This is a genomic window from Olleya sp. KKT75 (assembly GCF_055635485.1).
On record NZ_CM145759.1, the window covers coordinates 2,458,745 to 2,483,223 of the forward strand.

General features: G+C 32.1%; 24 protein-coding genes and 1 riboswitch. Of the genes, 10 read left to right on the forward strand and 14 right to left on the reverse strand.

The genetic code is table 11. The features are described 5' to 3' along the window. Window positions 1–11 precede the first annotated feature (11 nt). Window positions 12–590 (reverse strand): tetratricopeptide repeat protein, encoded by a 579-nt coding sequence (locus ACZ2G2_RS11060; protein ID WP_470392119.1) that lies wholly within the window; start codon window positions 588–590, stop codon window positions 12–14. Window positions 591–801: 211 nt separating this feature from the next. On the opposite strand from ACZ2G2_RS11060, the gene rpmH reads away from it, so the two are divergent. Beyond that, entirely contained in the window at window positions 802–963 is a 162-nt protein-coding gene (gene rpmH / locus ACZ2G2_RS11065) for a 50S ribosomal protein L34 (RefSeq protein WP_090839625.1), read from the forward strand. A 101-nt stretch (window positions 964–1,064) separates the two neighbouring features. Further along, window positions 1,065–3,917 carry a carbamoyl-phosphate synthase large subunit gene (gene carB, locus ACZ2G2_RS11070; protein ID WP_470392120.1) on the forward strand — a complete coding sequence of 951 codons (2,853 nt, stop codon included), beginning with the start codon at window positions 1,065–1,067 and terminating at the stop codon, window positions 3,915–3,917. A gap of 54 nt (window positions 3,918–3,971) precedes the next feature. Here carB and ACZ2G2_RS11075 read toward each other — a convergent pair whose 3' ends face one another. The 7 genes from ACZ2G2_RS11075 to ACZ2G2_RS11105 all read right to left on the reverse strand — a co-directional run bounded on the left by ACZ2G2_RS11075 (window position 3,972) and on the right by ACZ2G2_RS11105 (window position 10,055). Next, the gene (locus tag ACZ2G2_RS11075; RefSeq protein ID WP_282068353.1) at window positions 3,972–4,526 is read right to left on the reverse strand and encodes an acyl-CoA thioesterase; all 555 of its coding nucleotides are present in this window, start codon (window positions 4,524–4,526) and stop codon (window positions 3,972–3,974) included. 2 nt (window positions 4,527–4,528) lie between these two features. Continuing rightward, window positions 4,529–4,894, reverse strand: coding sequence for a 6-phosphogluconate dehydrogenase (locus ACZ2G2_RS11080; protein ID WP_272022653.1), 366 nt, complete (start codon window positions 4,892–4,894; stop codon window positions 4,529–4,531). Between the two features lie 12 nt (window positions 4,895–4,906). Further along, window positions 4,907–6,292 (reverse strand): DNA recombination protein RmuC, encoded by a 1,386-nt coding sequence (locus ACZ2G2_RS11085; RefSeq protein WP_470392121.1) that lies wholly within the window; start codon window positions 6,290–6,292, stop codon window positions 4,907–4,909. Between the two features lie 30 nt (window positions 6,293–6,322). Beyond that, window positions 6,323–6,904 carry a hypothetical protein gene (locus tag ACZ2G2_RS11090; RefSeq protein WP_470392122.1) on the reverse strand — a complete coding sequence of 194 codons (582 nt, stop codon included), beginning with the start codon at window positions 6,902–6,904 and terminating at the stop codon, window positions 6,323–6,325. Window positions 6,905–6,984: 80 nt separating this feature from the next. After that, window positions 6,985–7,779 (reverse strand): ABC transporter ATP-binding protein, encoded by a 795-nt coding sequence (locus ACZ2G2_RS11095; protein WP_470392123.1) that lies wholly within the window; start codon window positions 7,777–7,779, stop codon window positions 6,985–6,987. Window positions 7,780–7,823: 44 nt separating this feature from the next. Continuing rightward, window positions 7,824–8,849: a FecCD family ABC transporter permease gene (locus ACZ2G2_RS11100; RefSeq protein WP_470392124.1), complete on the reverse strand. Its 1,026-nt coding sequence runs from the start codon at window positions 8,847–8,849 to the stop codon at window positions 7,824–7,826. Between the two features lie 48 nt (window positions 8,850–8,897). After that, entirely contained in the window at window positions 8,898–10,055 is a 1,158-nt protein-coding gene (locus ACZ2G2_RS11105; RefSeq protein WP_470394911.1) for an ABC transporter substrate-binding protein, read from the reverse strand. Window positions 10,056–10,237: 182 nt separating this feature from the next. Further along, window positions 10,238–10,431, forward strand: a riboswitch (cobalamin riboswitch). Window positions 10,432–10,462: 31 nt separating this feature from the next. Between ACZ2G2_RS11105 and ACZ2G2_RS11110 the strand changes: the two genes are divergently transcribed. Continuing rightward, entirely contained in the window at window positions 10,463–12,298 is a 1,836-nt protein-coding gene (locus tag ACZ2G2_RS11110) for a TonB-dependent receptor plug domain-containing protein (RefSeq protein WP_470392125.1), read from the forward strand. Window positions 12,299–12,321: 23 nt separating this feature from the next. Continuing rightward, window positions 12,322–13,374: a hypothetical protein gene (locus tag ACZ2G2_RS11115; protein WP_470392126.1), complete on the forward strand. Its 1,053-nt coding sequence runs from the start codon at window positions 12,322–12,324 to the stop codon at window positions 13,372–13,374. Window positions 13,375–13,467: 93 nt separating this feature from the next. On the opposite strand, the gene ACZ2G2_RS11120 is transcribed toward ACZ2G2_RS11115, so the two are convergent. Both ACZ2G2_RS11120 and ACZ2G2_RS11125 read right to left on the reverse strand, forming a co-directional pair. Continuing rightward, on the reverse strand, window positions 13,468–14,187 hold the full coding sequence (locus ACZ2G2_RS11120; protein WP_470392127.1) for a Dph6-related ATP pyrophosphatase: 720 nt from the start codon (window positions 14,185–14,187) through the stop codon (window positions 13,468–13,470). 67 nt (window positions 14,188–14,254) lie between these two features. Next, a complete protein-coding gene (locus ACZ2G2_RS11125) occupies window positions 14,255–15,697 on the reverse strand; it encodes a S41 family peptidase (protein ID WP_470392128.1) in 1,443 nt (480 codons plus the stop codon). A gap of 110 nt (window positions 15,698–15,807) precedes the next feature. On the opposite strand from ACZ2G2_RS11125, the gene ACZ2G2_RS11130 reads away from it, so the two are divergent. The 4 genes from ACZ2G2_RS11130 to ACZ2G2_RS11145 are packed head-to-tail and all read left to right on the forward strand — an operon-like array spanning window position 15,808 to window position 17,928. Next, window positions 15,808–16,317, forward strand: coding sequence for an RNA polymerase sigma factor (locus ACZ2G2_RS11130; protein ID WP_470392129.1), 510 nt, complete (start codon window positions 15,808–15,810; stop codon window positions 16,315–16,317). Beyond that, window positions 16,304–16,777, forward strand: a complete 474-nt coding sequence (locus ACZ2G2_RS11135; RefSeq protein WP_090839602.1) for a hypothetical protein — start codon at window positions 16,304–16,306, stop codon at window positions 16,775–16,777. Before ACZ2G2_RS11130 ends, ACZ2G2_RS11135 begins: the two co-directional genes overlap by 14 nt. 37 nt (window positions 16,778–16,814) lie before the next feature. Further along, window positions 16,815–17,381, forward strand: a complete 567-nt coding sequence (locus ACZ2G2_RS11140; RefSeq protein WP_470392130.1) for a DUF4252 domain-containing protein — start codon at window positions 16,815–16,817, stop codon at window positions 17,379–17,381. A 4-nt stretch (window positions 17,382–17,385) separates the two neighbouring features. Next, window positions 17,386–17,928 carry a DUF4252 domain-containing protein gene (locus tag ACZ2G2_RS11145; RefSeq protein WP_470392131.1) on the forward strand — a complete coding sequence of 181 codons (543 nt, stop codon included), beginning with the start codon at window positions 17,386–17,388 and terminating at the stop codon, window positions 17,926–17,928. 263 nt (window positions 17,929–18,191) lie between these two features. Here the strand turns inward: ACZ2G2_RS11145 and purB are convergent, their stop codons facing one another. Together purB and ACZ2G2_RS11155 are read right to left on the reverse strand one after the other, a co-directional pair. Next, window positions 18,192–19,535: an adenylosuccinate lyase gene (gene purB / locus ACZ2G2_RS11150; protein ID WP_101203138.1), complete on the reverse strand. Its 1,344-nt coding sequence runs from the start codon at window positions 19,533–19,535 to the stop codon at window positions 18,192–18,194. Window positions 19,536–19,626: 91 nt separating this feature from the next. Next, window positions 19,627–20,190 carry an adenylosuccinate lyase gene (locus ACZ2G2_RS11155; RefSeq protein WP_470392132.1) on the reverse strand — a complete coding sequence of 188 codons (564 nt, stop codon included), beginning with the start codon at window positions 20,188–20,190 and terminating at the stop codon, window positions 19,627–19,629. Window positions 20,191–20,225: 35 nt separating this feature from the next. On the opposite strand from ACZ2G2_RS11155, the gene ACZ2G2_RS11160 reads away from it, so the two are divergent. Both ACZ2G2_RS11160 and ACZ2G2_RS11165 read left to right on the forward strand, forming a co-directional pair. Continuing rightward, a complete protein-coding gene (locus ACZ2G2_RS11160; protein ID WP_090839591.1) occupies window positions 20,226–20,699 on the forward strand; it encodes a heme-binding domain-containing protein in 474 nt (157 codons plus the stop codon). Window positions 20,700–20,727: 28 nt separating this feature from the next. Further along, window positions 20,728–21,969, forward strand: a complete 1,242-nt coding sequence (locus ACZ2G2_RS11165; RefSeq protein WP_470392133.1) for a glycosyltransferase — start codon at window positions 20,728–20,730, stop codon at window positions 21,967–21,969. 171 nt (window positions 21,970–22,140) lie between these two features. On the opposite strand, the gene ACZ2G2_RS11170 is transcribed toward ACZ2G2_RS11165, so the two are convergent. Both ACZ2G2_RS11170 and ACZ2G2_RS11175 read right to left on the reverse strand, forming a co-directional pair. Then, window positions 22,141–22,587, reverse strand: coding sequence for a KTSC domain-containing protein (locus ACZ2G2_RS11170; protein WP_101203134.1), 447 nt, complete (start codon window positions 22,585–22,587; stop codon window positions 22,141–22,143). 184 nt (window positions 22,588–22,771) lie between these two features. Next, complete coding sequence (locus ACZ2G2_RS11175; protein WP_470392134.1) at window positions 22,772–24,475, reverse strand: sodium:solute symporter family protein; 1,704 nt, start codon at window positions 24,473–24,475, stop codon at window positions 22,772–22,774. Window positions 24,476–24,479: the final 4 nt, after the last annotated feature.

A 24,479-nucleotide genomic window follows, 5' to 3' on the forward strand; every position in this document is an offset into this window, starting at 1 on the left:
AATAATATTAATTATCTACTACGTCTTTTTTGAGAACGCACAGAACCGCCTTGACCAAAATGTTGTTTTGGCGCTTGAGCACGTTTCATGTTATCTTTCATCATTTTAATTTGATCAGTTAACATGCCTTGTTTGTCTAGTTTTTGTGCTTCGGCTAATAAGGTTGTCGCTTCTTGTTTTCTTCTTTTAGATAAAGCAACACCAGCTAAATTTAATTTTACCATAGCCATGTCATGGTCCATAGATAATCCTAATTGTTCCGCTTTCTTAAAATAACGCTCCGCTTCCGACATATTATCTTGAGAGACCATAACACCATTTAAAAAGTTATAATACCCTTGTTGTTTCTTTACTAAGGCAGTATCTGGATTTTTAATTTTATCTAACCACCTTTTAGCTCCTGGAAAATCTTGCTTTCTAAGTTTTAAAAAGGCAAGTAAAATAAATTCGTTCTTAAAATATAAGAAGACAAATATTAGTGATAAAAAGATGTACATTATCCCGTTACCTATGTTTCCTTCAATAAATTGATAGATTGCAAAACCAAAAATTGCGATTGCTATAATTAATTTGATTACTTTGTTGTACATTATGTATAATTTTATAAGCCCTGAGTTACTTGTATTGTAACGTTTTTAAGCGTGTTTTTTAATGGAGTACAAAGAAACTAAAAAAATCTTTAAAAATATTTTTTAAATTAGGTTTGTGAAATAAAAAACTCGTTGTATATTTGCGCTCAGTTTTAGGTGAAACCCTAAACTAAATAAAACATATACTATTCAGATTTAAAAAAATAAGACAATGCCAAAAAGAACGTTTCAGCCATCAAAGAGAAAAAGAAGAAATAAACATGGTTTTAGAGAAAGAATGGCTTCTGCTAATGGTAGAAAGGTATTAGCTCGTCGTCGTGCTAAAGGAAGAAAGAAAATTTCTGTTTCTACAGAAACTAGACATAAAAAATAATGATTAACAATTGTTAATAATTTAAAGGCGTTACTTAGGTGTAACGCCTTTTTTTGTATCCTAGAATTACTATTTTTATAATCGAAAAAAATAAAGAAAAAATGCCAAAAAATCCTAAGTTAAAATCTATTCTTATTATAGGTTCAGGTCCTATCGTTATTGGGCAAGCGTGTGAATTTGATTACTCTGGTACACAAGCTTTAAGATCGTTAAGAGAGGACGGAATTGAAACTATTTTAATCAATTCTAACCCTGCAACAATTATGACAGACCCTAGTATGGCTGATCATGTTTACTTGTTGCCTCTTACTACAAAGTCTATTGTTAAAATATTAAAAGAGCATCCACATATCGATGCAGTGTTACCTACAATGGGTGGGCAGACAGCTTTAAACTTATGTATTGAAGCAGACGAGAAAGGTATTTGGAAAGACTTTGATGTAGAGATTATTGGAGTAAATATTGATGCTATTAATATTACAGAAGATAGAGAGCAGTTTAGAGAATTAATGCTTGATATTGGAATTCCAATGGCACCTCAAGCAACTGCAACATCATATTTAAAAGGTAAAGAGATTGCTCAGGAATTCGGTTTTCCATTAATTATTAGAGCTTCTTTTACTTTAGGAGGTGCAGGCGCCTCTTTTGTCCATAAAGAAGAAGATTTTGACGAGTTATTGACGCGTGGTCTGGAGATTTCTCCAATTCACGAAGTCATGATTGATAAAGCCTTAATAGGCTGGAAAGAATATGAATTAGAGTTACTTAGAGACTCAAATGATAATGTAGTAATTATCTGTTCTATTGAAAACATGGATCCTATTGGTATCCACACAGGAGATTCGATTACTGTGGCACCAGCAATGACATTAAGTGATAAAACATACCAAAAAATGCGTGATATGGCTATCCATATGATGCGTAATATTGGTGATTTTGCTGGTGGTTGTAATGTGCAGTTTGCTGTAAGTCCAGACGAAAATGAAGATATTATTGCTATCGAGATTAACCCTCGTGTGTCTAGATCTTCTGCTTTAGCTAGTAAAGCAACAGGGTATCCAATTGCAAAAATTGCGGCTAAATTAGCAATAGGTTATCATTTAGACGAGTTACAAAATCAAATTACAAAATCTACTTCTGCCTTATTTGAGCCGACTTTAGATTACGTTATTGTAAAAATACCACGCTGGAACTTTGATAAGTTTGAAGGAAGTGATCGTACTTTAGGGCTTCAAATGAAATCTGTAGGAGAAGTGATGGGTATTGGACGTTCGTTTCAAGAAGCATTGCATAAAGCAACACAATCTTTAGAGATTAAACGTAATGGTTTAGGTGCTGACGGAAAAGGGTATACTAATTACGATCAAATTATAGATAAACTAACACACGCAAGTTGGGATAGAGTCTTTGTAATTTATGATGCCATTCAAATGGGAATTCCATTAAGTCGTATTCATGAAATCACAAAAATTGACATGTGGTTTTTACGTCAATATGAAGAATTACACCAATTGCAAAAAGAAATTTCAACATTTACTATCGATACTATAGATAGAGAATTACTTCTTGAAGCTAAACAAAAAGGATACGGAGACAGACAAATAGCGCATATGTTGAGCTGTTTAGAAAGTCAAGTGTATAATAAAAGAGACGCGTTAGGTATTAATCGTGTGTATAAACTAGTTGATACTTGTGCTGCAGAATTTGAAGCAAAGACTCCATATTACTATTCTACATTTGAAAACGACGTAGAAACTGCAGACGGAAAACGTTACGCAGATAATGAAAGTATTGTCTCTGATAAGAAAAAAGTGATTGTTCTAGGATCTGGACCAAATAGAATTGGTCAAGGTATCGAGTTTGATTACTGTTGTGTTCATGGTGTTTTAGCTGCTGCTGAATGTGGTTATGAAACCATCATGATTAACTGTAACCCTGAAACAGTATCTACAGATTTTGATACTGCGGATAAATTATATTTTGAACCTGTATTCTGGGAACATATCTACGACATTATTAGACATGAAAAACCTGAAGGTGTTATTGTGCAATTAGGTGGTCAAACCGCTTTAAAACTTGCAGAAAAACTATCTAAATACGGTATTAAAATATTAGGAACAAGCTTTGAAGCGTTAGATTTAGCAGAAGATAGAGGGTTGTTTTCTAATATGTTAAAAGAAAACAATATTCCTTATCCAGAATTTGATATTGCTACTACAGCAGATGAAGCAGCTGCGATTGCAGATGTTTTAGACTTTCCAATTTTAGTAAGACCTTCTTACGTACTTGGAGGACAAGGAATGAAAATTGTAATAAATAAACAAGAGCTTGAAGAGCATGTTGTTGATTTATTAAGACGTATGCCAGGGAATCAATTACTTTTAGATCATTATTTAGATGGTGCAATAGAAGCCGAAGCAGATGCTATTTGCGATGGAGAAAATGTATACATTATTGGTATAATGGAACATATTGAACCTTGTGGAATCCACTCTGGAGATAGTAATGCAACATTACCACCGTTTAACTTAGGTGAGTTTGTAATGCAACAAATTAAAGACCATACTAAAAAGATTGCTTTAGCATTAAACACTGTTGGTTTAATAAACATCCAGTTTGCAATAAAAGAGGATATTGTTTATATCATTGAAGCTAATCCAAGAGCATCGCGTACGGTACCATTTATCTCTAAAGCTTATGGAGAGCCTTATGTAAATTATGCAACTAAAGTAATGTTAGGGGAGAAAAAAGTGACTGACTTTGATTTTAACCCTAAATTAGAAGGCTATGCTATCAAGCAGCCGGTATTCTCTTTTAATAAGTTCCATAATGTAAATAAGAAGCTTGGTCCAGAAATGAAAAGTACTGGAGAAAGTATCTTGTTTATCGACGATTTAAAAGATGACGAATTTTACAATTTATACGCAAGACGTAAAATGTATTTAAGTAAATAATACAGAATGTAAACCCAATAAAAAAGCCTTCATTAAAATGAAGGCTTTTTTTATTTAAAAATTTTCGGGTAAGTCTATCCTAACCTTGTGTTCTTTTAAAATAGGCAAGTAGTCTACATGAGAGAAGTCTTGATGATCAAACTCATATTGACGTTGTTTTTTAGTTTCCATACGCTTGATAGCTTTTAAAAAACGTTTCACTTCCACTTTATCATTTAAAATAAGACCCGGAACTTGTTGTGATTTTCCGTGTTCATCCTTAGATACCATGGTAAAGTAAGAGGAGTTACAGTGTTTAACAACCCCTGTTTGTATGTTTTCTGCAATGACCCTAATACCAACAACCATAGACGTATTACCTACAAAGTTTACTGAGGCTTTCATGGTTACTAATTCTCCAACTTCAATAGGGCTTAAAAAATCGACAGTGTCCACACTAGCGGTAACACAATAACTTTTAGAGTGTTTAGACGCACATGCAAATGCTATTTGATCCATTAAATTTAGGATGTAACCACCATGTATTTTTCCACTAAAATTACTGTGGGAAGGCAACATTAATTCTGATATGCTAATACGCGAAGCATCTGCTTTTTTATAATCTTTCATAATTAGTAATTAGATCGGCGTTCTTTATCTTCTTCTACTTTAGTAATAAAATATTTTGTGTCACCTAACCAAAAGAAGGTTTTGTAACGTTCAAAATACGTCAGTTTTACAAATTTACCTTGCAAACGGTTTAAATCTTTAATCACCTGTTTTTCTTTATCCTCTACAGAGAATTCAAAAAGTTGCGCTTCAGAAACGCCTTGGCTAACTTCGCCTTCCCAGGTTTTAAACATCACACCTTTGCTACTAAACTTAACTAATTCTCCTGCTCGTACACCTTCGCTATAAGTAGCAAAATAGATAAAAGCAAAATATCCAGCTATTATAAGCACAATAATAATTAGTGTTTTTATTAAAAATTTGATCATATTTTTGTTTTTTTAATCGTCAGATTCTGCTCTTTTTATTATTGATTCTGGCAATGCTTTTTTAGCTTTTGCACCTAGTTTTTTTATTTTTTCGACACTAGTAATTAAGTTTCCTTTTCCTTCTACTAGTTTATTCATGGCAGAAGAATAGTCTTTTTTAGCATCGTCTATCTTTTTGCCAACGCCAGTTAAGTCCTTGACTAAACCTTCAAACTTATCGTAAAGCGCACCAGCTTGTCTTGCAATTTCGATAGCATTTTGTTGTTGCTTTTCGTTATTCCACATGCTATCAACCGTTCTTAAGGTTGCTAATAGGGTAGAAGGCGTGACTATAACTATGTTTTTTTCGAAAGCTTTATTGTAAATCGAATTATCTGCATTTATCGCCACTGCAAAAGCAGGTTCTATGGGGATAAAAAGTAATACAAAATCAGGACTTTCTATATCATATAAATCCTCGTATTTTTTCTCAGACAATTGGTCAACGTGTCTTTTAATAGAATTGATGTGCGCTTTTAAATATAACTCACGTTGGTCATCTTCTGCATTAACGTAACGTTCGTAATCTGTTAAAGACACCTTACTATCAATAATCATTTTTTTATTGTCAGGTAAGTGTAATACAATATCTGGCAACACTCTAGAGCCATCTGCTCTAGTAAAATTTTGTTGTACAAAATACTCTCTGTCTTTTTCTAAACCTGATTTTTCAAGGACACGTTCTAAAACTAATTCGCCCCAATTTCCTTGCATTTTACTATCCCCTTTTAAGGCTCTAGTCAAGTTGGTAGCTTCTTTAGTCATTTGTTGGTTTAAATCTTTTAAACCTAGTAATTGTTCTTTTAAAGCACTATGCATACTGATACTTTCCTTTTGAGTATCATCTACTTTTTTCTCGAAGGTTAGTATTTTTTCCTGTAGTGGATTTAAAATGTTTTTGATATTTTCTTTATTCTGAAGTGTGAATTTCTCGCTTTTTTCATCTAAAATTTTAGTTGCTAATAACTCAAAATCCTTGCGTAGTTGTTCTTGACGTAATTCGACTTCTTCCTCACGTTTTAGATTTAATTGCTGTAAGTTTTCAAAATCTGCATTTTTTCTAGCTAAATCTTCATTTAAAATATCCTTTTCACGACGGATGACTTCGCGTTCTATTTCAATTTTAGAAATAGTTTGTTTTAAATCTTGTAATTGGGTGTTAAATGTTGCGTTTTGTCTTTCGCTTTCAGCGGAATAAAATTGTTTTAAGTCCGACAATTGCTGTTGTAAGTTGGTGTTACGCTCTTCCAAGGTGCTTTTTTCGCTTTTACTTTTTAGTTTAGTGAATAGCATACCCAAATAACCACCAATAGCAGCAGCAATTAAAATAGCAAGAATAAGGATAATGTTGTCGTTCATTTAATGTAAAAGTAGTTTGGTCAAAGATAGTTAAATACTGATGTCAGAAATTTTTTCATTTCCATAATATAAAGTGCCAGTTTTTACATTTTTAGGATAAGCAAAAAAGATTGTTATCGTTGTCGAACGCAGTTTCTTTGGTTGAAAATGCATTATTAATAAATCAGGTTTTTTGGAACTCCCGTAATTAAAAAGCATATTTACGTTTTCAATACCCTCAAAAATGTAGTCCAAAAAAGTGTCTTTAATTTCTGGATTATATAGATATTTATTTCTTTTAAGTTCAGGTTTTATTTTTGAAACTTTATCGAATGGAATTAAATTAGTAAATCTCTTAGCTAGAATATCAGTTGGTCTAAATCTCAAGTTATTGGTATGGTCTATTAATGATATTTTATTGGGATCAAACATTCCCTTTTTATCTACAGACTGAATCTTTATTTTAACTACAATTTTATTTACATTTTTTGATTTGTAAATAGAACTAGATGTTGTTATTGCTTTTATTGTTTTTTTAGCACTAACAAATTCGACATTAAATTTGTCACTTTGAGAAAAGCTATAATTGAAAATGAAAAAGAAAATTAGATAAGATAGATTTAGTTTCATCATTAAATTTTAATTGAAATATAATGTTTTTTTATTCATTTATTCTTCGCTATAAATTAAAAAGAATTAAGTAGAAAAAATAGTTATTTTTTAACCCTAAAACTGCCTGTTTTTTCATCAAAAACAATCATATCTTCCGGGAATAGCTTAGAAAACGCTCCTTTTTCGATTAAATTACAAGGTGTGTCACTTACAATGCCCTGTTCTGACATGACAATCATACTGTCGCATAATTGGATGGCTAGATCAATTTCGTGAGACGAAAACAAGATGGTTTTTCCGGTATCTTTTGCTAATTTTTGAAGCAGTTTTAGGATGTATGCTTTATGATACATGTCTAAATGCGACGTCGGTTCGTCTAGAATAATTAAATCTGTGTCTTGTGCTAAAGCACGTGCTATCATTACCTTTTGAAGTTGACCATCACTAAGCTCGAAACATTTTTTATGTTTTAAGTCGGCTATTGTCGTTTGGTCAATTGCTTTATTAATAATTTCTAAATCTTTATCAGATAAGTTACCAACCCAATTGGTGTAAGGTTGACGTCCTAGAGCAACCAATTCAAAAACAGTTAAATTTTTTGCAGCAATTGGCTCCGTTAATACTAAGCTTAAAGTCTTTGCAAGTTCTAAGTTAGAAAATGTTTTTAATTGTTTTTCATTAATAAAAACAGCACCATTTATAGGTGATTGCACTTTGGTTAATGTTTTTAATAGTGTAGATTTTCCAATACCATTACCACCAACTAATCCCACTAATTCGCCTTTTTTTAAAGCAATAGTAATGTTTGACGCCACTATAGTGTCTTCTTTTTTAGAAGCATAACCTATAGTCAGGTTTTCAGTTTTAAGGATGGTATGTTTTATGTGTTCTGGCACTATCTTATTTCTAATTAAAAAGTTGCGTTGATTTTATTATTATTTTAAAATACCATTTTACGTTGTCTAACCAATAACCAAACAACAACAGGCGCACCAATTAAAGAGGTAATAGCGTTAATAGGTAAAAGGTAATCTGTGTTTGGTAATTGTGCTATGCTGTCGCAAATTAGCATAATAATAGCGCCAAATAAAAAGACTGCCGGTAATAATATTTTATGGTTTGAGGTGTTAAATACCTGTCTTGTTACGTGTGGTATTGCTAAACCTATAAAGGCAATTGGTCCTGCAAATGCAGTGATTGTACCGGCTAATAGGCTAGTGGCAATAATAATAAGTAAACGACTTTGTTTAATGTTTAAACCTAAGCTTTTAGCATAGTTTTCTCCTAATAACAAGGTGTTTAAACCTTTTATGGATAACACGCTAAAAATAACTCCAATAACATAAATAACTGTAAAAACTTGTACTTCGGACCAGTCTAAATCGCCTAAACTACCAAAGCCCCAAAATATATATTGTTGTAACTGTTCTGCACTACTAAAGTATGATAGTACACTGACTATTGCTGCTGTAATGCTACCAAACATTAACCCTATAATTAAAATAGCCATGGTATCTCTAACTTTAGAGGATACGATTAAAACTAATAGTAGGACTAAAAAACTACCTAAACTGGCTGCAATTACTAAACTCCATTTTGTTAGTAAAAACGTGGCAAGAAAACCGCCAAAAATACTACTCCCTAATATTACTAAAGCGACACCAAGACTGGCTCCAGAGGTAATACCTAAAACAAAAGGTCCAGCCAACGGGTTTCTGAATAACGTTTGCATTAATAATCCTGAAATGCCTAAACCGGACCCTACTAAAATGGCAGTAATGGCTTTTGGTAAACGGTAGTTTTGAATAATGTATTCTTTGCTTGAAAGTAACTCAGTATCCGTAAAAAAACTACTTACAATAGTTTTAAAAGAAATAGAAATAGAACCCAAGCTGATGTTAACACAAAAAAGCACCAACAGTATAACTGAAAGTACTATAAATGGTATTGTGTAATTTGTTTTCAATAGTTTCTATTTTTGTCTTGGTAATTGGATACTGTAACTATGGGTTTTCTAGTTTAAAGGTCTAAAAAAGTAAGTTTTGTAATCTGGTAGTAATTCTGGATGACAAATTTTAATAATATCTTTTAGGACTAAATCAGGTCTTGCCAGACCAAGCTCATAATATAATACACCTCCAGTTTTACCAGTTGTGTTTGCAAACGTATAGATGTTATTATTTTTAAAGGCGTCAAATTGTGTGTAATGTGTATTGGCTTGTTTTAAAGCGTCCATAGTTGGGTAGTAAGAAGGGCTTAACCAAAGGTCTGCACTTTTAGCTTTTTCAAAAACAGTTTCAAAACTTAGCGCTAAACTTCCAGCACCCGCAGTATCTGCATATAAATAGTCCACATTGGCATCTTTTAAAAATTGTGCTTCGGTACTTGTTCCGTTAGGTAAATACCAAACGTCTTTATGCATTGCTCCACTTAAAACTGTTGGACGATTCTTTACCGTTTTTGCTAGTTTTTGTGCTGCTTTATAATCTGTTTCGATAGTCAAGAAGATTGCATCAGCTTCCTTGGTTTTGTTATACAATGCCCCAAAAAATTTAATCCATTCGGCTTTAGCTAAAGGTGATTTTTCTACCCAATCGCCATTATATATAACGGGTATATTTGCTTTGCTAATTGTGTTTAGCGATTTACTAGTACCATCAACACCAAAGCCAATCACAACATCTGGTTTTAAACTAAGTAATACCTCAGTATTTAAACCTTCGTTTTTACCTAATTCTCTAATATTACCATTATCTATACGTTGTCTTGTTTTTTCTGAAGAGACATAATCAGTTCCAGGAAAACCTATTAAAGTTGCTTCTTCATTTAATAATTCTAAAGCCGGAATATGTGTCGTGGATGTCACCACAATTTGTTTTATTGGCGTTATTATTATGCCATCATATTCGTCTTTCATAAACGATGTTTTGGCTGCGTTTTCTTTAGAAATCAGTACATACTTGTATGCTTTTTCGGCATTGGGCCAAGGGTTATTGACTTCTAAAACTGAAAAATTACTGTGGTTTGTAATATTAAAACCTTCAGCGTAAGCGATACTATTTTTAACGTTGTCTAAAGGCGGAAGCTTAACGCTAATACCTTTGTCTTCTTTACAATTTAGAAAGAAAAACGTTGAAATTAAAAGGAGTAAAATAGGTTTGTTTTGTAACATTAGTAACACTTTAGCGGAATAATTTCCTGTAAATTTATATAAAATTTTAGTCATGAGGGACGGTTCAAATTTAACAATATATATAGTAGGAGGAATTATATTAGTGCATTTTTTAGTGGGCTTTATTTATTTAATCTATAAAATGAATAAGAAAAAATAGGTAATACATTATTTTAAATAGTATTTTTGCGACGAATTTTGGTTTCATTCAAACTTTATTTGAATGGATTAAAAGGGAATCTGGTTTAATTCCAGAACTGTTCCCGCAACTGTAAGCTATAACGCTTGTTATTACACTTCATGTCACTGTCTATATTAGATGGGAAGACCAATAGCAAGACGCAAGTCAGGAGACCTGCCAAATTCATCATCTAACTAGATCTTCGGGAGAAGGGTCTTTAAGATTTATGAAAAAAACAATTATATTATTACTTGCTGTATGTTTTAGTGTTGTGTCTTTTGCACAAACACAGTTGGACTCTATCCAATATTTAGATGTTATTGAGCTTAGTGATATTAAGTTGAAAGCCTTTACTAATACACAAACAGTTTTAAAACTGTCCGATAGTATCATAAAAAAAGGAAACCCATTACTGACACATTTACTTAATAATAATAGTACTATTTACTTTAAAGAAAATGGTTATGGTATGGTGTCTTCGCCATCGTTTAGAGGGACTACAGCCCAACAAACAGCAGTGATTTGGAATGGTATTAATATTAATTCTCAACTTAATGGGCAAACCGATTTTAGTACAGTAAATACTAAACTATTTGATAATATAGATGTTAGAAGTGGAGGAGGAAGCGTGTTATACGGTAGTGGTGCTATTGGTGGATCTATCCATTTAAATAATAAGATTGCCTATAATAATACAGATTCTCATTATGTGGGCGTTAACTACGGAAGTTTTAATACTATTAATAGTACTTATAAAGGGCATTTTTCTACAGATAAATTAAGTATTAATGCTAATGTTAGTTATTTAAAATCGGATAATGATTACGATTATGTGGATAGCAATAAGAGCAATTTGAATGGCGAATTTTATAGTAATACTATTGGTTTAAATTTAGGGTATAAGTTTAACGATAACAATATAATCAAGGCTTACAGTAATTTTTATGATGGTCAGCGTCATTTTTCTTTACAATTACCAACAGAAACACCATCTAAATATAAAAATCGAGATTCTAGAAATCTTTTAGAATATGTAGGGTTATTTGGCGGCTTTACTTCAAAATTGAAAGTGGCTTATTTAACGGAAAGTTATAAGTATTTCTCTAATATTGAAAGAGATGATTATACCGATGGAGGTGTGAATACTTTAATTTTAAAGTATGATTTGTCTTATAAACTAGGCGACAATATTACTATTAACCCAGTTTTAGATTATACACAGAATACAGGAGAAGGTTCTAGCATAAGCAAAGTAAAGCGCAATGTAACAGGATTTAATTTGTTGTTTAAACAAGAGGTGACTTCTAATTTTTTATATGAAATTACTACAAGACAAGAAATAACAGATAATTATAAAAGTCCTTTTTTATATAGTTTAGGTTTAAAATATGATATCTCTGATGCTTATACGATAACACTTAATGGGTCTAAGAATTATAGAGTACCAACGTTTAATGATTTGTATTGGCAAAGTGGAGGTAATCTAGATTTAAAACCAGAAACCTCTTATCAATTAGAATTAGGAAATACTTTTACTTTTAAAACAGTAGATTTTTCTGTTACAGGTTTTTATAATGATATTACGGATATGATCAGATGGTTGCCAACCACTACTGTTTGGAGGCCTATAAATACAGATCATGTTAAAACTTACGGTGTAGAAGCGCAATTAAATGCAACACATTATTTTGGTAAAAATCAATTGACTTTAACTAGTAATTATGCCTATACTATATCAGAAGATCAGCAACGCAATGCACAATTAATTTATGTGCCTTATCATAAAGCAACTGCAACTTTAGGTTATAACTACAAACGATTATCCGCATATTACCAATACGTATTTGTGGGAGAGGTTTTTACACAATCAGATAACAATCCAAAGTATAATATTGATGCGTATTATTTATCTAATTTAGGTATCGACTATACTTTAGGTAAAAAGAAAAATATTACGGTTGGCGCACAGTTAAACAATATTTTTAACCATAATTATCAAAGTGTGTTAGGGCGATTTATGCCAGGTACACATTTTAATACATATTTGAACTTTAATTTTTAAACACTAATAAATAAAACAGTACAATGAAACAATTTAAAAAAATATTATTCTTAGCAGTAGCAAGTGCTTTTTTGCTAACCTCTTGTAGTAACGATGATGATATGATACCGTTTGATTCTGAGCCTTTAGGTGCTTATGAAGATGGTTATTTTGTATTAAATGAAGGAGGAGGTAACTCTGTTACAAATTCTATAATTTTTATAGGTGAAGACGGAACAAGAACTGATGATGTTTTTAGAATAGAAAATCCAGATGCTGAAGAGATGGGGATTTATATTCAGAATATCTTTTTTGACGATACAAGAGCATTTATCGTTGCAGGAAGTGGGTCTGTAACTGTTGTTGATCGTTATACTTTTGAGTATATCACTACTATCAGCACTGATTTAGAAAGTCCAAGATATGGTGTTGTTGTAGACGGTAAAGCGTATGTAACTAATAACGCTAGTTTTGCTTCTGTAACGGATGACTTTTTAACTGTAATTGATTTAACAAATTATTCTACTTCTCAGGTGTTAATTGGTAATTATTTGGACCGTATAGCAGCTGTTGGAGATAAAGTAATAACGACTAACAACCAATATGGATCAGAACATTCTGTATCTGTAGTAGATACTAATACTTTAACAGTAACGGATATAGATTTAGGCGCAGGTAATACATCTAACTCTATTGCAGTATCAGATGATGTTGTTTATGTTTTAACAGGTTCTGGAAAATTTATGGAAATAGATTTAGATTCTAATACTGTTGCTAGTACTTTAGATATACCAGCAACTATTTCAGGAACTAAAAATTTAAATATAGATGACGACGCTGTATATTTTACTTCAGAAGCATCTGTATATAGTTTTAATTTAGGAGATACAACAGTATCAGAAACACCTATTTTAACTTATAACTCTACATCTGCTTATGGTGTAATGTACGGTTTTGCAGTAAATGATGATGTTATTTATATTGGTGATGCAGCAGATTTTGCTTCTAATGGATCATTTTATGAATACTCCACATCAGGTGCTTTATTAAGTTCTAATATTGCAGGTAGTGCTCCAAACGGGTTTTACTTTAACTAAGAAATAGTCAATAAAAAACCACAAACCAACCAACCATTAAAAAGCCTCTAAATTATTTAGAGGCTTTTTTATGGTTTATATTTTAGGTGATAGTTACGGAATTAAATCGCAGTACCAAACACCATAAGTTTCGGCATCACTTTTACAGATATCATTATCATCGGTTTTAGGTGCATTATATTCTCGGTATACTTTTTCTCCAATAGTAAACGGGATTGGGTTTTTAAAGATTGGCCCATCAAAACAAAAGGTATGGAATTCTCCATTTTCTCCGCAAGGATCCACACCTTCAGGTAGGTTGTCTATAAAATTTTCATCTATAATAGTCCCAACAAAATCTTGGTCAAAGTATTTAGAATTAGCACAAACCACTATGGTTTTAAAACCAAGCGCCAAAAACTCAGTAATAAGTTGTTTTGTATCGCGCTTCCATAACGGAAATACAGTTTTTATGTTTTGTGTGGCCAGTTGGTTTTCTCTATACACTTTTAAGTCCTCTAAATAGATATCGCCAAATGCACTATGTGTAAAATTGTCATCTTTTAACGCAGTCACAGCCTTTAGCATGATGTCTTCATAAGTTTCCATACTTGGCATTTCTGGAAGTTCTATTAGACTGGATTTAATATTTAAAGCCTCAGTTTGTGCAGTTAGCAACTCTAGTCTTAAACCATGCATGGTCACACGATTAAAATGTGTATTAACTGTTGTAATTAATTGCTGGATAGTGTAGTCGTCGTTTTGCAATAAATAGTAAAGGGCTAAGGCCGAATCTTTGCCAGTGCTCCAATTAAAGTATGTTTTATGGCTCAATAGGTATTGGTTTTAATTATAGTCTAAAAGTAAAAGCCTCTAAATAACTTTAGAGGCTTTATCAATTTTATTTAAAGATATTGGGAATATCGTCAGAATCAAGATACATATTGTCTCTTGTTAATGTTTGCAAGTTAGAACTTTTATTAATTCTAAATTTAGAAGACGCTTCAGTAGTCGTACCAAATCTTCCATTACCTGTTAAATGTTGTATTGCTCTTGCTAATAAAGGTTCGTCTTGTTGTCCTAAAACACCATAATTAGATACGGTTTCTTCTAAAAGAATAGTAGGTTGTAAACCGGCTTCATATTGATAAAAGCCATCTGCATTTTCATTTTTACCAACTAAAGGTTGCATAGCCCAAGTATGGCTTGGGTTAATTCCTGTTGTACAAGAATACGCGCAGTCAGGACTATCGTAAAGTGTTATGGAAAATTCGTTTTTTCCTCTAGTTGTATTTCCAATATGTATTACATCCATATAAGGTGTCAAACCGTTAATTACTAGCTCACTGGCAGAAGCAGAAGTGCCTTGTGCTAATATATAAACCTTATTAAGGTTAAGCGTGTTTATAGTTGTTCCGTCTGATAATTGATCTACAAAGTTTCGGCTCACATCTTCATCTGATAATGCGGCTTGTATTTTATCATTCCAACGTTGTTTTAAAAATAAGTTACTAGTTGGTTCTCCAGAGATCATACTTGATAAGTTAATTGCAGATCCTACACTTCCTCCTGGATTGTAACGTAAATCAAGTACTAAATCTTGAACACCTTCTGCAACAAATGTTCCAAAAGCATCATTTAATTGTTGGTCAAAATTACTTGTAAAGCGGTTATACATTAAATAACCTACTTTAATACCGTCTACAGTAAAGGTATTTGAAATTAATACAGGATTTTCTTCATAAACTTGTTTAGTTAATGTTACCGTTTCTCCTGTTAGTACTAAATTATTAGTGGTATCTAATTCGGCTAGACCGATAGTATAGGTATCGTTATCTGCAAACAATAAACCTCCAAAATTACTTTCTGTTAATTGTACGCCATCAACGGTTAGAAAAAGCATACCACGTTGCAGTGTGCTTGATGATGCGCTAGTATTTGGTAGGATATATTGTACGGCACCAAATACATCAGGACCACCGTTTATGGTACCAAGTCCAAACTCCATTCCGTTACTTTTAGAAATTCCGTTAAGAGAGTTGTTTAGTGTAAAATAATCGTCCACAATCCAGCTAAATCGATCTTCGTTAAATAATAAGTTATCAAAAAGGGCGTCTGGTGTACTGTAGCTATCTAAAAAAGTAGCGTATTCCTGAGCGTTAGAAAATCTATCATCTGCTAAATCAGGGACATCATTTTGCCAGAAGTACCAAAGGTTTAAACCTTTCCACACAAAATCTTTAATATCTGTGTTAGCTATAGTGTTATCATCTTGATCTTCAAAACACGCAGTAATACTAAGACATAGTAGTAATAGCATGACATATATCCAAGTCTTTTTCATAGTCATAATTTAAATTTTTCTTTATAAAAGTACTTACTTTATTTTATATTGAAAATTAATTGTAACAAATTTAATAGTCGTTCGTCGTATTAGAAACCAACCAACCAAAAATGACACAGTTAGAGTTTTTAAAAATAGTAATGCCTTTTAAGGATAAGGTCTTTCGTTTAGCCAAACGGTTGCTAGTGTCTCGTGAAGAAGCAGAGGATGCTACACAGGAGGTGATATTAAAATTATGGAAGAATAAAACTAAGATTGAAAACTATAAAAACGTGGAAGCATTTTCCATGACTATGACCAAAAACTTTTGTTTGGATAAATTAAAATCGAAACAATCACAGAATTTAAAAATTGTACATAGCAATTACCAAGATCATAGTGTTTCATTGCAAAGGCAAATAGAAGTAAATGATAGTTTAGAATGGGTTGCTAAAATTATCGAAGACCTGCCAGAACAACAAAAAATGGTTGTTCAATTAAGAGACATCGAGCAATATGATTTTGATGAGATTGCAAAAATGTTGGACATGAACCCAACAGCAGTAAGAGTAGCATTGTCAAGAGCAAGAAAAATAATAAGAGAAAAATTAACAAGTACACATAATTATGGTGTTAAATAATATAGAAGACTTACTAGAAAAGTACGAAGATGGCCAAACCACTTTAAAGGAAGAAGCACAGTTAAAAAACTATTTTAAGCAAGAGACTGTTGCACCCCATTTAGAGCATTATAAAGCTATTTTTGGTTACTATACAGTAAACCAGCAAGAGACTTTTACTAAAAACGTACCACTAAATACTAAAAAGAAATTTAATTCTAGATGGTTAAGCGTTGCAGCAGTAGCAGTTTTAATGGTTGGTATTTACTTTAATAGACCTAAAGAAGATGTGATAACAGATGCGGATAGGTTAGCTTATAATCAAGCCAAATCGTATTTGCAATTGGTATCTAAAACCTTTAATAAAGGGACTGCACAAGTCACTTATTTAGGAGCTATTTCTAAAGCTGGCACACAAGTTGACTATTTAAAAGAAATGGAAAACCCAATAGGTCGCATTTTAAAAATTGAAAAACACTAAAAATCAAATAAACCAAATAATTTAAAATACAAATACAATGAAAAAATATATAACAATAGTAGTAATGGCAATATTAATGATGCCATTAACAGGAATGGCTCAAGATATCTTTGAAAAATATAGCGATAACGATCAAGTAAGTTATGTGTCTATAAAACCTAAAATGTTTCAAATGTTAGCCAAAATTGACATAGATACGGATGATGCAGAAGCAAAAGCCTACATGGAAATGGTTAATAGTATCACTAGTTTTAAAACTATGGCTACTGGAGATAAAGAGATTGCTAAAAACATCTCAAAATGGGTTGCTACACGTAGTAATTCTTTAGAGGAGTTAATGGAAGTGAAGGACAATGGTGTTGCTATGAAGTTTTATGTAAAACAAGGTAAAGACGAAGACCATGTAAGCGAATTACTGATGTTTATTAATGGATTAGAATCGGTTACAAAAGATTCTGATATAGAAATTAATGACGAAAAGCGTACCATCGAAACCGTTGTGATCTCTTTAACTGGAGATATAGATTTAAATCAAATTTCTAAATTAACTCAAAAAATGAACCTTCCAGGAGGCGAAGAGTTACAAAAGAAAGCTAAAAAATAAAACTATGAAATTATCAATCAAACTAATTGGATCCCTATTAATGCTTGCTTTAGTGTTAGTAGGTTGCAAAGACCAAAACTCAATACAGACCTATTTTGTAGACCATCAAGAGTTACCAGACTTTATGTCCTTAGATATTTCTACGGATGTAGTCGATTTTTCTAAAGCTAATTTGACAAAAGAAGAACAGGAAGCGTACCAGTCCGTAAGTAAGCTGGATGTTTTAGCGTATAAATCTAAATCAGGAAGTTTAGACGATTATAATGCAGAGTTGGCTAAAGCTGAGATTGTATTTGAAAACAAAAAATATGAAGAGCTAATGGACTTTAAAGATAATGGGGTTAGCGTAAAAGTGAGCACTGTTGGCGATAATAATGAAATAGACGAGTTTTTGGTTTTAGCAAGTTCAAAAGAAATGGGATTTACTATTGTAAGAATCATTGGGGACAATATGAGACCAGAACAGTTAATTAAGCTATCAGAAAAACTGCAGAATGCAGATATCGATCAAGCACAATTTAAAAGTCTAATGACATTTTTTAAATAAGATACTATAGAGTAGTAAACATAAAAAAAGGCTTATCCATTGGATAAGCCTTTTTTGTTATTTATCGATTTTTGATTCGAAAAAATCATCATCCGTGTCCGATTTTTTTATCAGAACTATATTAACAATTACCATTAAATAGGCAACAAAAGTAATCCCCATATAAAGCGGGTTATTTAAAAAACCGGTTATTCCTCCCACAAAAAACAAACTTAATGTGATAATGCAAAAGGCCATGCTACTCTTGTCGCTAATCATAATTATTATATTCCTGTATAGTTACTTGGTGATATTGCTTTTAATTCTGTTTTAATAGCATCACTGACCTCTAAAGTATCAATAAAATTTGAAATAGACGCTTTATTTATAGCTTCATTAGTTCTAGTTAAGCCTTTTAAAGCCTCATAAGGGTTTGGATAACCTTCACGTCTTAAAATAGTTTGTATTGCTTCAGCAACAACTGCCCAGTTATTTTCTAGGTCTTGTGCAAATTTAGGCGCATTAAGTAATAGTTTACTTAACCCTTTTAAAGTCGATCCAAAACCAATTAAAGTATGTCCAAACGGTACACCAACATTACGTAAAACCGTACTGTCTGTTAAGTCACGTTGTAATCTTGAAATTGGTAATTTTGCAGATAAATGTTCAAATATAGCATTGGCCATACCTAAATTACCTTCACTGTTTTCAAAATCAATAGGATTTACTTTATGTGGCATTGCGCTACTACCAACTTCACCTTTTTTAATTTTCTGTTTAAAATAATCCATAGATACATACGTCCAAACGTCTCTATCTAAATCTATAATAATAGTATTGATACGTTTTAAACAATCAAATAAAGCAGCCATATGGTCATAATGCTCTATTTGTGTAGTTGGAAAAGAGTGTTGTAAACCTAACTTTTCTTGTACAAAACTACCTCCAAAAGCTCTCCAATCAATATTAGGATAAGCGACTTTGTGTGCATTAAAATTTCCGGTTGCACCACCAAATTTAGCAGCACTTGGTATGTCATTTAGTAAGTTAAATTGCTCTTCCATACGGACTGCAAAAACTTCAATCTCTTTACCTAAACGTGTTGGAGAGGCAGGTTGACCGTGTGTTCTAGCTAGCATCGGGATATCTTTCCACTCTTCAGCAAGACGTTTTAATTCGTTTAAAACATTAAAATATTCTGGTACGTAAGCCTCATTCATTGCGTCCTTAATACTTAAAGGAATAGCAGTGTTGTTAATATCTTGTGACGTTAGTCCAAAGTGGATAAATTCTTTAAATTCACTTAAACCTAAAGCGTCAAACTGTTCTTTAATAAAATACTCAACCGCTTTAACGTCATGGTTAGTTACTTTTTCAATATCCTTTATAGCTTGTGCATTTTCGGTAGTAAATGATTTGTAAATGTCGCGTAAAGCTTCAAATTTACTACTATCTACACCGCTTAGTTGAGGTAAAGGTAATTCGCAAAGGGCAATAAAATATTCAATTTCGACTAAAACGCGATATTTTATTAAGGCTTCTTCAGAGAAAAAATCTTGTAATTTTTCAATTTTATTTCGGTAACGACCATCAATTGGAGAGATCGCATTAAGTTGATTTAAAGACATATAAATAGTTGTTTTTTAACAAGCTATAAATATAGTTTTTTTAGCGGGAAGACTAAAGGATTACAGTTTAAGAATTTGATAAATTTTGACCTTATTTTTTTAACTTTTTAAATATTTGCTTTGCTCTTGCTTTAAAAGCAGCACTTTGAGATGCAAAATCACGTTCTAGAATAATCATTAATTCTGGATACACCCAATCGTATTCTTTTCCAAATAAAAACAAACTGGTCATAGCATAAGCTTTAGGAGCCACTTTGGCATCTTTAATTAACCAGTCAAAGCAAGCTTCAATAATTTTTTCCCGATGCCTCGGAAGTAAAGCCTTTTTTATCTCAGAAGGCGGTTTTCCATAGTAAGCTTTTGCTAGGTATTCGCAGATTTTTGCAACAGGTCTTTCTGCCGAATCTAAATGGACCAATCCCATGTTTTGGGTAAATTGATCTAAGTAGGGGATTAGTGCTTCTAGGTTTTCTTTACACATAAATTCTAAAATCCATGCAGCTCTTGGCGAAATCTTATCATCAACTCGAAACAAAATATCTAATGTTTTAGGAATTAATCTGGTGTCAGAAAGTAGCATTTGAGCATAGTAGAGACGCTTTTCCCTAGAATGGTTGACATAATTTAATTCTTGATATAAAGCGTCCGTATTCAAAGATTTCTTATTTTTATGCCATAAAAATACTGAAAATGAAAATATTTAAGAAGATTGGTTTAATTTTATTAGTGGCTTTAGTGATAGCACAATTCTTTTCGCCAGAAAAAAATGAAGGAAACACTGAGGATTTAACCGCTTTTTTTACAGAAACAAAACCATCTGCTGAGGTCAGAAATATATTAGAAACAGCATGTTTGGATTGTCATAGTAGTAACACTAATTACCCATGGTACAGTAAGATTACGCCAGTTAACTATTGGTTAGCGGATCATATAGAGGATGGTCGTAAGCATTTTGATGTTTCTAAATGGTCAGATTATTCTATAAAAAAGAAAGACCACAAATTTGACGAATTAGCAGAAGAAGTAGAAGAAAAGAAAATGCCATTACCAAGTTACACTTGGGCACATGGTGATGCTAATTTAACGGATGCGCAAATAAAAGCCATCGTGGAATGGGTAGAACAAGTAAGAGTAGGTTATGCTTTAGCACCACAACCTCAGTAATAATTATTAATTTTTTAATCTCCCTAATTTGAATCAAAAACTATTAATTATAGGATTTGTATGGCCAGAACCTAAAAGTTCTGCTGCTGGTAGTAGGATGATGCAGCTTATTGAAGTGTTTCAATCTGCTAATTATGATATTACTTTTGCTTCTGCTTGTGCCAAAACAGACAATGCATTTGATTTGTCTAGCATTAATGTAAACACGGAAAATATTGTACTTAACGATAGTAGTTTTGATGTTTTTGTAAAAGAGTTAAACCCTTGTATGGTTTTATTTGACCGTTTTATGGTTGAAGAACAATTTGGTTGGCGTGTAGCAGAACAATGTCCTGATGCATTAAGATTATTAGATACAGAGGATTTGCATAGTTTACGTAAAGGACGTCAACAAGCCTTGAAGGATAATGCAATGTTTGATATTAGTTATTTGCAAAACGATACTGCAAAACGTGAAATTGCAAGTATTTTACGTTGTGATTTATCGTTTATTATATCTCAAGTCGAAATTGAAATATTAGTTAATCAATTTAATATTGATGAGCATTTATTATATTATTTGCCATTTTTACTAGATCCTATTTCTCCTGAAACACAAAAAAAAAGTCCTAAATTTAAAGATAGAAATCATTTTGTAACCATTGGTAACTTTATGCATCCGCCTAATTTTGATGCGGTAGTATTTTTAAAAACAGAGATTTGGCCACTTATAAGAAAGGCGTTACCAAAAGCAGAAATGCATATATATGGTTCTTATGTGTCAGAAAAAGCACAGCAACTAAATAAACCAGAAGATGGATTTTTTATATTAGGTTATACAGATAATGTTAAGGAAGTTATGGAGCAGGCTAAAGTATGCTTAGCGCCTTTACGTTTTGGAGCTGGATTAAAAGGAAAACTTATTGATGCAATGGAAAGCGGAACACCTTGTGTTACAACAACTATTGGGGCAGAAGGGATGTATGGTACTTTAAAAGACACTAATGCATTTATTGAAGATGATGCTAAAGCTTTTGCTAAACAAGCAGTAGAGTTGCACTCTAATAAGATTTATTGGAATGGAAAACAGAAAAACGGTTTTATGATTATAAACACGTTATATGATAAAGCTATTTATACAAAAGACGTTTTGCATACAGTAGAAACTTTGTTAGCCGATTTACAATCACACAGACAACATCACTTTTTAGGACAAATACTAATGCATCAAACCATGCAGAGCACTAAATATATGAGTAAGTGGATTGAGGAAAAAAATAAGGATAAGTAGTTTTTTTGAGTTAAAAGGCAAAAGGGAGAAGACAAAAGCTATTAGGTGAAATAAGAAAAGCTTAAAAGTTGTAAATCTCTTGATTAAACATAAGTAACAAAAAAAAGAGCTTCAGTTTTAAACTGAAACTCTTTTTTTTATGTAATAAAAGATAGGATGTAATTTGCTTAATTATGCAGTAACATCGCTCTTTTTAATTTTTCTGAAAGGAAAAGAATTAAAAATACTACGCTTAGCAAAACGTGTTTGTTTATCACTTTGAGAAAATTTGATATATAATGCTTTGTTTACACCAAAGTACTCGTAAGTATCTCCGTTTAAAAAAGTAACTTCTAAAAGTAATCCTTTATGTTTCCAATCCATAATTGGACTAGTAACAGTAACAGCATACTCTTCTTTATTAGCTTCAACAGTCTCTGGAGACATGCTAACTAAAAAATGGTAACCATCAATTACTTTTCTACTCATTAATTCAGCTTCTTGAGCTTTTTCATCTCCTGCTTGAAATTTATCAGGGTGCCACTCTTTAACTAAATTACGGTAAGACTTTTTTAATGTTTTTAAAGATAAATCTTGATCTACGTTAAATAGTTTTTTATACTCATTAATGCGCTTCATAACAGGTGCTTTTTTTAATAAGGCGCGAAAGTACTCTTTTGTTTTGAATTGCGTATTACAAAGTTGCTAAAAATTGCATTTTTTACTGTTTTTACTTAAAATCAGTAGGTTATATTATCAAATTGATGTGTTTAGAATTTTAATTATCAGATTTGGTTACTGTTTCATGTTTACAAACTAAGCTCTAAATAGTTACTTTATCAGTACTATTAAATAGTGCCTGAATTATAAAAGCAATAGCCATTACAATAGCACAACCTACAAAGTTTAACCATAAAAAGGGTAGGTTAATTATTTCATATTCATCTAAAAAGAATAATCCAATCACTAATACTTGCGTTATTAATGCTGCAATAAATACAGCATTGGCTTTAATCTGCTTAAAGAAAAATGCTAATAAGAAAATACCAAGGACGTTACCATAAAATATAGATCCAATAATATTAACTAGTTGTATGAGGTTTTCTGCTAAATTGGCGACGCAGGCGACTCCAATAGCCATGATACCCCAAAGTAGCGTAAACCCTCTAGAGGCTTTAACCATTTCTTCGTCAGTTTTTGGGCCGACTCTATGTTTATAAAGATCTATTGTTGTTGTACTCGCTAAAGCATTAAGCTCTGAAGCCGTACTAGACATAGCAGCACTTAAAATAACTGCTAATAATAATCCGATTAAGCCTTTTGGTAAATTGTTTAGTATAAAGTGTATAAACACATAATCCTTATCATTACTCTCTACTTTTAAACCTTTAGATTCTCCTGCTTTTTTTATTAAGTCTCTAGCATGCGCTCTTATGGTATCACTTTTAGCGTTATAACTGGCTATTAACTCTTGGTTTACCGTACCATCTGCTTTTGCAAATGCTGAGATGGTTTCCTTTTTAAGGTCAAAAATTTCTTTTTGTTCTAATTGAAGCGCATTATATTGGTCTGCGTATTCTGAATTTAATACAACTTCTGTTGCGGTAGGGTTAAAGTTTACTGGTGCTTCGTTAAATTGATAAAATACAAAAACCATAACACCAACTAACAGAATAAAAAACTGCATTGGCACTTTAAGTAATCCGTTAAAAATTAATCCTAAACGCATTTCTTTTACAGATTTTCCAGATAAATAACGTTGTACCTGACTTTGATCTGTTCCAAAATAAGAAAGCATTAAAAACGTACCACCAATTAATCCACTCCAAACAGTATATCTATTATTTAGGTCGAAAGAAAAATCTAACACCTCCATTTTACCACTTGCTCCTGCAATGTCTAGTGCTTTTTTAAAGGTAATATCATCAGGTAATTGGTTTAATATTAAAATGAAAGCAATAACCATTCCTGTAAAAATCACAACCATTTGGTGCTTTTGAGTCACATTTACTGCTTTTGTACCTCCAGAAACAGTGTAAATAATAACTAAAACACCTATAATTACATTCAATAATAATAAATTCCAACCTAACACAGCCGATAGGATTATAGCAGGTGCAAATATTGTAATTCCTGCTGCTAATCCACGTTGTATTAAAAACAGAACAGCTGTAAGGGTACGCGTTTTACGGTCAAAACGATTCTCTAAAAACTCGTAAGCAGTGTATACTTTTAATCTGTGGTATAGTGGAATAAACACCATACAAATCACAATCATAGCAATAGGTAATCCAAAATAAAACTGAACAAATCCCATCCCAGAGTGAAACGCTTGTCCTGGTGTGCTTAAAAATGTAATAGCACTAGCTTGTGTAGCCATAACAGATAAACCTATGGTCCACCATTTACTATTACTACCGCCTTTTAAAAAATCTTGTACATTTTTACTGCCACGGGTTTGATAAGTCCCATATACGACAATGGTTAATAATGTTCCAATTAGGACAATCCAATCTAAAGTTTGCATAATT